Below are 7,462 nucleotides of genomic sequence, written 5' to 3'. Positions count from 1 at the left end.
TTGGTCGTAGTAAGCGACCCCGCAGGCGGGCCACAGACAACGGCAAGGAGAGAGAGGTTAATTCGGATAGCATAATTTTTGTCTTGGAATGGTTGACTTTCAACGCCCCATAGAAGGCTGTTTTGCTTGAGTCACGCCGCGATGGCGGACCCAGCGAGTTTTGAATAATAAGCCGCTTCTGCCTCGGCAGGTGGAATGTTGCCGATGGGGCCGAAGAGCCGACGATTGTTGAACCAGTCAACCCATTCGAGCGTCGCCATTTCAACGACCTGCGGATTGCGCCACGGTCCGAGGCGATGGATCACCTCTGCCTTGTACAAGCCGTTGATCGTTTCAGCCAATGCGTTATCGTAGGAGTCGCCCACGCTGCCCACTGACGGCTCGATGCCAGCCTCGACCAGCCGATCCGTATAGCGGATTGATACGTATTGCACGCCGCGGTCGCTGTGATGGATCAGCCCGTCCTGCTGCACCGGTTGTCGTTCGTACAGGGCCTGCTCCAGTGCGTCCAGAACGAAGTCCGTGCGCGCCGAACTCGACACACGCCAGCCGACAATGCGTCGGGCGAACACGTCGATGATGAACGCGACATAGACGAAGCCCTGCCAGCTCGATACATAGGTAAAATCTGACACCCACAGCGCATTGGGCCGTTCAGCCGTGAATTGCCGCTTCACGAGATCCTTCGGGCACGGCGAACCATCGCTCACTGTCGTGCGTACCGTCTTGCCCCGCACCACACCGCGCAGGCCCATCTGCTTCATCAGCCGCTCGACCGTGCAGCGCGCCACAACAATGCCTTCCCGCTTCAATTGCGTCCAGACCTTGTCCACACCATAGACCTGGAAGTTTTCTTCCCATACGCGCCGGATCTCATCCTTGAGCATCCTGTCGCGCCGGGCCCGCGGCGGCGCCAGGCCAGGATCGGCGCGGCGGCCCACGTGCTTGTAGTACGTCGACGGTGCGATCGGCAGCACCCTGCAGATCGGCTCGACCCCGTAGACGTGCCGATGATCATCGATGAACGTGATCATCACTTCGGTCGGCGGTCGAGCTCCGCCTGTGCGAAATACGCTGACGCCTTGCGCAGGATTTCATTGACCTGCCGAAGCTCACGCACTTCCCGCTCCAGTTCCTTGATCCGATCCTGCTCCTGCGTGCTCGTGCCCGGACGCAAACCCCGATCCCGCTCTTCCTTGCGCACCCAGCTACGCAGCGTCTCGCCCGAGCAGCCCAGCTTCGCTGCGATCGAGGCGATCACTTTCCATTGCGATTCGTGGTCGCCCTGATGTTCCAGTACCATTCGCACAGCCCGCTCACGAACTTCCGGCGAGTACCTTGGGGACTTCTTCTTGGTGTTTTCCATAGCTCCATTTTCTCAAGAAGTGGAGCCTCCGGAAATCCCGGGGCGGTTCAGTTCCTCCTCCTGCCGTCCTGTCGACTCGATGTCCTGCGGTGTTTCGATGACCCGGGGCTTGTCCTTTGACGCGCGGCGGCCGCGCTTTGACGTAACCGCGATCATGCAGGATACTGAGTCGCCGCGAACGGAATTTGCCATACATTCTCCTCGACAGGTTGGCCGACGATCGTCGCAGACACGAGATCAGTATTTGATCAGTCGGGTGTGAGCGGAATCGTGGAAGGACGCACGACCGATCGAGGCAGAGTACCTCCGGCGGAATCCGGTACGCGCAGATTGGGAATCCTGAACGATACCAGATTGCATTGTGCGGCGGAACATTCAACAGATACGGCGTGGTCCCGTGCAGGCGCCTGCCGGACAGATCAGCCCGGGCAAACGGTCATACGCGCCATTACGAGGGCCCTGCCAGCCGCACCGGGGGTTGCATAAACAGCGTCCGGATCTTTCGAAGAATATCGTGTTTCGCGCCGTTCGCTATCTTCGCGGCAATATCAACAGGACGAAACATCGTTCCGTTACTTCTGCGTTCTGCCAGGCTCGGGTGTTCGTCGTTTTCGGCCCGATCGGGATGGTTACGACGCGTCTTCTCCGATAACGGCATCAATGGTCACTTGACCAACTTCCTCTGCGATCTGCAAGGCTCTTTCAGGAGTGAAAGGCCCATTGCGAAGCCTTGTCTCGGCACCCAGTTCATCGACCACGCCGGCATTGTCGCCGCCGGTTATCCGGAAAGTGGCGTCGTACAGGCCACTGGAGGCCTCCGTCAGCTTCACATGAATTTCAAAATTGCGATGCGAGAAAACTCGATGCATGGTGGCCCCGCGAGAATGGCGCAGGAATGCAGTTAATTAAACTTCTGCACGTTCCGCGAACGTTCCGCCTGCTCGATCGCACGTCTACAGACATCGAAAGCAGCGCGGAACGCATCGTCGAGGTCATCGAACGTCCCCTCGATACATTGGGTGTTCGCTGGAATTTCCGGCACGCCTGTCGAAGATTCTTTGTATGTGGGTGGTTCTACGACGAAGTACGCAGCTTCCCCCGCCGGGGTAAGTCTGCTTGCTACGGTTGCCTTCATTTGCCAACCGTTGAACGTATCGAGCCGCGTTTCCATAGGCTTCCCATCAAACTCCGTGAGGTCCGTCACGTGAGGGCGGACATTGTTCCGCAATCAGGCTGTGCGCGCGCTCGCGTCTGATGCAGGAAAAGACCGGTTGGTCCGATGGATATGATGTCGTGTGCGATGCAAGGTAGATATGACCGTCGATCCAGACACGGTGCCCTGGCATGTCTATCCGAACCGCGTGTCCAGCCATTGCTGTGCCCAGTTTTTCGCATAGGCAATGGCATCCTCTCGCGCGTCGAATCCGGCCAGGTCACCACTGAGATGAACGTCGTACTCGCTGCCATCCGCACGGCTGGTGCTGATGCGCGCGTGCGCCATATATTCCCCGTCCGCCCGGCGTGGTGTCGGATCGATCCGGAATCGGGTCGAATTGAAACGCATGTTGCCACCTTGTCAATCAGGGTGCGGCATCCGGTGCCGCAAAATACGCCGTCACCGTCAGGCTGGGCGACCGTTCAGAAGGGCCATGATCTGTCCCGCCTCGCAGTCCGATTCGCAACTCGGCATACCGCTCTCGCATAACAGCGCACGTACCGAGACGAACATCCGGTACGCTTGCGCGTCTACCTCGTGGCGACGGTCGCCAATCAGGGTATCCAGATCGTCGTTCGCATCCGATGGAAGAAACTCATCAATAATGTCGCGGCCGCAGACCTGAATGCGCCTGAGCAGGTCGTTCCTGTTCATACCGAACCTCCGGCGATACCCGAAAGCCGTTGTTCCAGCGCGGAACAACGGATAAGTGAAGAGAAAAGCGTTCAGGATTCCAAATCGAGAACCGTCGTGACCGGCGAGCAGGTATCGATGAGACGCTCTGCATATTCTATCGATGCACGGCGTGCATCGCCTGCACTACTGAAGGGGTTGCGGGCTACAACGCCAAACACCCGGCCCCGTTGCGTGCCATCGGGCTCCTGCGGCTCCAGGATTCGTACGGCAGCGTCAAACCCTTCGTCGTAGTTGTGACCAGATCCAGACGCGGTCGGTCGGTGCGGATAAACCAGTGGGCAAATTTCAAGTCCCCGGTAGAGACGGGCAGCGACAGTCATGGAGTCACCTTCTGGCCGCACGTGTTGCGGCAATAGCGCATAGGGACACGCACGACCGCTCCGATATCTGGACAGCGGCCGATGGCGTTTCGTGGTCTGCGATGGAGGGAAGCGGCTCGATCCCTGAGGAACACTGGAGGAGGAGGCTGGGATCGGTCGCAGGTCGACTGATATTTCCATGCTACGCCACTCCAGCCGTTTGTACAGCGAAAGTTTCAGACTTGCACTGCACCGCTGGGCCCATGGAGTCTGTCGAGCGCAGGCAGTCACGCCTTCGGACTGCGGAGGGATGCCCTCTTGCGTTGCTCCGGTTCAGCGCCCGCGGAAAGCGCTGCGGCGCGCCTGGCTGCCGCTTCGTTCGTCCTTGTGCCGAAAATTGATGCGTCCTTTGGTGAGATCGTAGACTGAGAGCTCAAGCGTGACCCGATCACCGGCAAGGATGCGAATGTGATTCTTGCGTATACGGCCAGAAGCGTACGCACCCACGATCACCCCGTTGTCCAGCGTGACACGGTAGCGGCTGTCGGGCAAAACTTCGCCAACAATGCCATCGAGTTCGAGAAGGTCTTCTTTTGCCAATCAATTCTCCTGAGTAAAGAGGAGCGAAGCCAGTACGACGTTAACACAAAGGACGCGTGGGCATGCGGCTGCGCTTGCCAATGGATTTCGACAGCAATGATCGGGACAAACGCGGCTGTGCAAGGCGTACTCGCTGCACGCGAGCAGAATACAGACGCTATCAAGAGAACGGCCCGTGCCGTCCGGAGGGAGCAGCGCCACTCCCTGCCAAGGGGGATGACGCATCATGTAGTCACGCTGAACGCGACAATGGAATGGAGCCGGAAGACAGGCTCATGCGGCAGGATCTCAGCGCGGACGCAGGAAGCATCTGCCTCAGGATGCCTGGGCGCTATTATGCACGCGTTTCACCTCATTGGCCATCGCCATGGTCCGCAGCCGGACGAATTTCATGTCGGCCGGAGACGGTAACGTGATGCACGCTTGTCCTGCCAGTGATTCAGCGCGGCCGAAGCGGCTTGACGGCCAGACCGGTAAAGCGTAGCTTGGGTTGCGTTGCTGTTTGATAGCGGTTCGTCATCGACCGTATGCTCCGGCACCCTCTTCTCCCGCCCTCCTTCGGTTTTTTTTGAGGCTGGTTCCCGAGACGCTGTGCGGCTGTAGTGCCGTTTTATCTGCCGGATCGGGACAGCGCACTTCCTTGCCATCCTGAGCATCCTGGACGCGAGTACGCTGGCACATGTCGCCAGCACTTGAGCTGTCCGAAGCGAGGCACGTTCAGGAAAGGCCGGTCATCCCGGCAGTCAACCTTGTGCGAGTTCGACAGCGCTTTCGGGCCTTCAACTGCGCGGGACTCCGTTCGGCACATTGACAAAATGCGGTGCGGTTCGATGACGGATCGGGCGGCACATTGCCCCCGAACCCATGAGGAGATTGCGATGAACAAACCCTACATCAACGTGGAGGCGATTCTCGAAATGTTCCAGGAGATTGCACAGAAAGGCGTCGACCAGGCAAGCGCAGTTGATTCCCTGAACTGGCTAACCGAATACCTCGCCCGTGAGCACAGCACGATGAACACGAACGACTGGAACCGTCTCCTCCAGATCGGCGCGGTCCTCTATCGAGCCGGAGATCCTGGCGACGGCGCCCGGGGACGCGTTGATTCCCGTCATGGCTAAAGTAACCGCACTATCAACCGGATGGAGCGACGCGTGTATCGGATGATCGAATATCGGGGGTTCGAGATCCATGTCGAACTCAGCCATTCCGCTGAAGATCTGTACGACGTAACGTTCCAGATCAAGGGCGGCGATAATCTTCGTGTTATGGGAGAACGTGGAGGCAGAATTCGTCTCCGTAACGGCCCCTACACACGCCGATGGGCATACCTGATCGCTGAAGTTGCAGGGCAGGCATCCATCGATGTGCTCCTTGGACCGCTCGCCACCGGCTCTGAACGCTGATATTGCGTTGGCGCAGTCGCCGCGTGGCGCTGGACGTCCGGCTATTGCGGCTTGACGATGCTGTTACAGGGGAGATTCTTCGTGACTACCCACCGGGAGGAGCTGCTTCGCCTGCTGCGCGACGCGCATATATGTGGACAAGGTTCAGCGCGATTGCTCATGGTGCTCCTCGAACGCCATCCCGGTCGTGGCCCATGCTCTGCCACGGTTGAAAATTTCCTGTCCCGGACACTTGAACATCAAGACATGCTGGCCGGGTGCGTTGCACGGATAGAGGAAAATACCCTCATGCAGCTACCCGAACGAAGTGACCCTGTGGAACTTTTCAGTCCTGAGCATTCCGGTACGAAAGATCTATCTCGTGAACTCGCTCACGTCCGCAAATGTCTCTCCCAGGAAATCGAACTCTATTCAAAAATAATCGCTACAGCAGAAGCTGGCGGCTTCTTCGAAACGAGGTTCATTTGCGAGGGCATTCAATCGGAGAAATCGTCGATGGTGGCATGGTTGAGGCTTCATGCATCTCATCGCGAGCCGCCGGGACTTCACTGATGACGACGCGGGGCACAAGCATTCTCCACCGGATATCCATAATATTCAGTACTGCAATTTTATATCGTGACGTACCTATCCCTTGTACGGCCGCGCCGATGCGCATGGTGAGTCCCGGCCGTGTGCGTCATCGTCATGTTTCTCAACACCGGACGCGCCGTGCGTTCACGCAGCGCCGGCGCGGCCGGAGGCAGTGGCGACACGATGACCGTATCGCCTGGAATGAATGACGACGACCCGAGGCGAGCGAACCTTGATCGGCCCTGCGAAAGGCAGCTGTCGCTGTTCCACGCGGACAGTCGAATACCCCGGGGAAGTCCTCAAACGGACGGCAGCTGTAACCCCTGCGTTACGGAAAGTATTGCCAGCGCACGATGAAGTTCGCACCTGGTCAGCCTATTTGTCGCGTGGACCACCGATGTATGCCTCCGCTGACCGCACCGGCGCAGAGAACGCCGTCTCGCCTCCCATTGCGTGATCAAGGGTGGCGATGGCCCGATTTATCGACGCCGGTTCAGCGCCAAGTGTCCTGGCCTCGCGCATGTAGAAATTCACGGCGTCGAGGCCGTCAATTTCGTGACATTCGCTCTCCAGTTGTCCCGGCCAGCGAGCCTTCAGTGTTGTTTCGGACGGCAACTGTGGCCCAACACCGTTCGCCATGGAAAATACACAGCCTGTTCCTATATGCAATACCTCACGGGCGGGTCGGGCAGCATGAAATTGCGGCAGCGTTGCGAGGAACTCAAGAAGCGGGTACATATGACCTCAGGCGTCGCGGTGAAAGTACCAGTCTATTCCGTATTGGCCTGAAACGCGGAAGAATTCGGGAGATCGAACGAGCGACGCCCGGCGAGCAGTTCACAGGCCATGCATTCCTGGACCGGGTTCGATTCGGCACCTCGATACGACCGTTGAATCATTCAGGCGATTGCGATCATTCGACAGCGACGATCACAGGGATGGGAGAACCGGAAAGAACGCAGGACATGTTGTCCAGGCGCGGGCTGATTGCGCATCCGTCGTGCGGCCTGCCGCAGCGCCGTCTGTTCGATCCCATCGCGGCAGATGCGGTGCCGCCCTGCTGCACAGGACCTAACCTGTGTGCCACGCCAGGCAAGCGGGTGCAGCCAGGCAGGGCCGCATCGCTTCGTCTGCTGAACGGGCAGCCGGTCAAACAGTTACAAGGTAAGTATTGACGCTGGTTCACCCGACGGGTACCGTGTGCTCGAAGTTCAAGAAGTTCGACTGCTGTTCATCAATTGCTCGCTCCTCGGCGGTATTCGTTGTCCTCTCCCTCCTTGAAGCTTCACATACTCTTTAATAGAGC

General features: G+C 58.5%; 12 protein-coding genes and 1 other annotated feature. Of the genes, 3 read left to right on the top strand and 9 right to left on the bottom strand.

What is annotated here, in order from left to right; translation table 11 throughout:
- Positions 1–131: 131 nt before the first annotated feature.
- The 8 genes from L5014_RS23920 to infA form a co-directional block, all read right to left on the bottom strand.
- Positions 132–1,366, bottom strand: a protein-coding gene (locus tag L5014_RS23920; RefSeq protein ID WP_238466269.1) for an IS3 family transposase whose coding sequence is annotated in 2 segments (ribosomal slippage) — positions 132–1,063 and positions 1,063–1,366 — 1,236 coding nt in all. Because the reading frame shifts where the segments join, the coding sequence is not laid out codon by codon here.
- Positions 960–1,076 (bottom strand) — a sequence feature (AL1L pseudoknot). (Overlaps the previous gene by 117 nt.)
- Positions 1,367–1,378: 12 nt before the next feature.
- Positions 1,379–1,558 carry a hypothetical protein gene (locus tag L5014_RS23915; protein WP_238466267.1) on the bottom strand — a complete coding sequence of 60 codons (180 nt, stop codon included), beginning with the start codon at positions 1,556–1,558 and terminating at the stop codon, positions 1,379–1,381.
- Positions 1,559–1,995: 437 nt separating this feature from the next.
- The gene (locus L5014_RS23910; RefSeq protein ID WP_238466266.1) at positions 1,996–2,235 is read right to left on the bottom strand and encodes a hypothetical protein; all 240 of its coding nucleotides are present in this window, start codon (positions 2,233–2,235) and stop codon (positions 1,996–1,998) included.
- A gap of 32 nt (positions 2,236–2,267) precedes the next feature.
- Complete coding sequence (locus tag L5014_RS23905) at positions 2,268–2,537, bottom strand: hypothetical protein (RefSeq protein ID WP_238466265.1); 270 nt, start codon at positions 2,535–2,537, stop codon at positions 2,268–2,270.
- 177 nt (positions 2,538–2,714) lie between these two features.
- Positions 2,715–2,930: a hypothetical protein gene (locus L5014_RS23900; protein ID WP_238466263.1), complete on the bottom strand. Its 216-nt coding sequence runs from the start codon at positions 2,928–2,930 to the stop codon at positions 2,715–2,717.
- Positions 2,931–2,987: 57 nt separating this feature from the next.
- Positions 2,988–3,236: a hypothetical protein gene (locus L5014_RS23895; RefSeq protein ID WP_238466261.1), complete on the bottom strand. Its 249-nt coding sequence runs from the start codon at positions 3,234–3,236 to the stop codon at positions 2,988–2,990.
- Between the two features lie 71 nt (positions 3,237–3,307).
- Positions 3,308–3,598 (bottom strand): hypothetical protein, encoded by a 291-nt coding sequence (locus tag L5014_RS23890; RefSeq protein WP_238466259.1) that lies wholly within the window; start codon positions 3,596–3,598, stop codon positions 3,308–3,310.
- Positions 3,599–3,910: 312 nt separating this feature from the next.
- Positions 3,911–4,177, bottom strand: a complete 267-nt coding sequence (infA, locus tag L5014_RS23885; protein WP_238466257.1) for a translation initiation factor IF-1 — start codon at positions 4,175–4,177, stop codon at positions 3,911–3,913.
- An 878-nt stretch (positions 4,178–5,055) separates the two neighbouring features.
- Between infA and L5014_RS23880 the strand changes: the two genes are divergently transcribed.
- The 3 genes from L5014_RS23880 (at position 5,056) to L5014_RS23870 (ending at position 6,135) form a co-directional block, all read left to right on the top strand.
- Positions 5,056–5,298 carry a hypothetical protein gene (locus L5014_RS23880; RefSeq protein WP_238466256.1) on the top strand — a complete coding sequence of 81 codons (243 nt, stop codon included), beginning with the start codon at positions 5,056–5,058 and terminating at the stop codon, positions 5,296–5,298.
- A gap of 33 nt (positions 5,299–5,331) precedes the next feature.
- Positions 5,332–5,583 carry a hypothetical protein gene (locus L5014_RS23875; RefSeq protein ID WP_238466254.1) on the top strand — a complete coding sequence of 84 codons (252 nt, stop codon included), beginning with the start codon at positions 5,332–5,334 and terminating at the stop codon, positions 5,581–5,583.
- 81 nt (positions 5,584–5,664) lie between these two features.
- Positions 5,665–6,135, top strand: coding sequence for a hypothetical protein (locus L5014_RS23870; protein WP_238466253.1), 471 nt, complete (start codon positions 5,665–5,667; stop codon positions 6,133–6,135).
- Positions 6,136–6,531: 396 nt separating this feature from the next.
- Here the strand turns inward: L5014_RS23870 and L5014_RS23865 are convergent, their stop codons facing one another.
- Positions 6,532–6,894, bottom strand: a complete 363-nt coding sequence (locus tag L5014_RS23865; protein ID WP_238466252.1) for a hypothetical protein — start codon at positions 6,892–6,894, stop codon at positions 6,532–6,534.
- Positions 6,895–7,462 lie beyond the last annotated feature (568 nt).

Origin of the sequence: Paraburkholderia tagetis (assembly GCF_022213065.1) — a bacterium.
Taxonomy (GTDB): Bacteria; Pseudomonadota; Gammaproteobacteria; order Burkholderiales; family Burkholderiaceae; genus Paraburkholderia; species Paraburkholderia tagetis.
The sequence above is the reverse complement of the archived record's forward strand: the minus strand, read 5'-3'. Positions and strand labels throughout refer to the sequence as shown.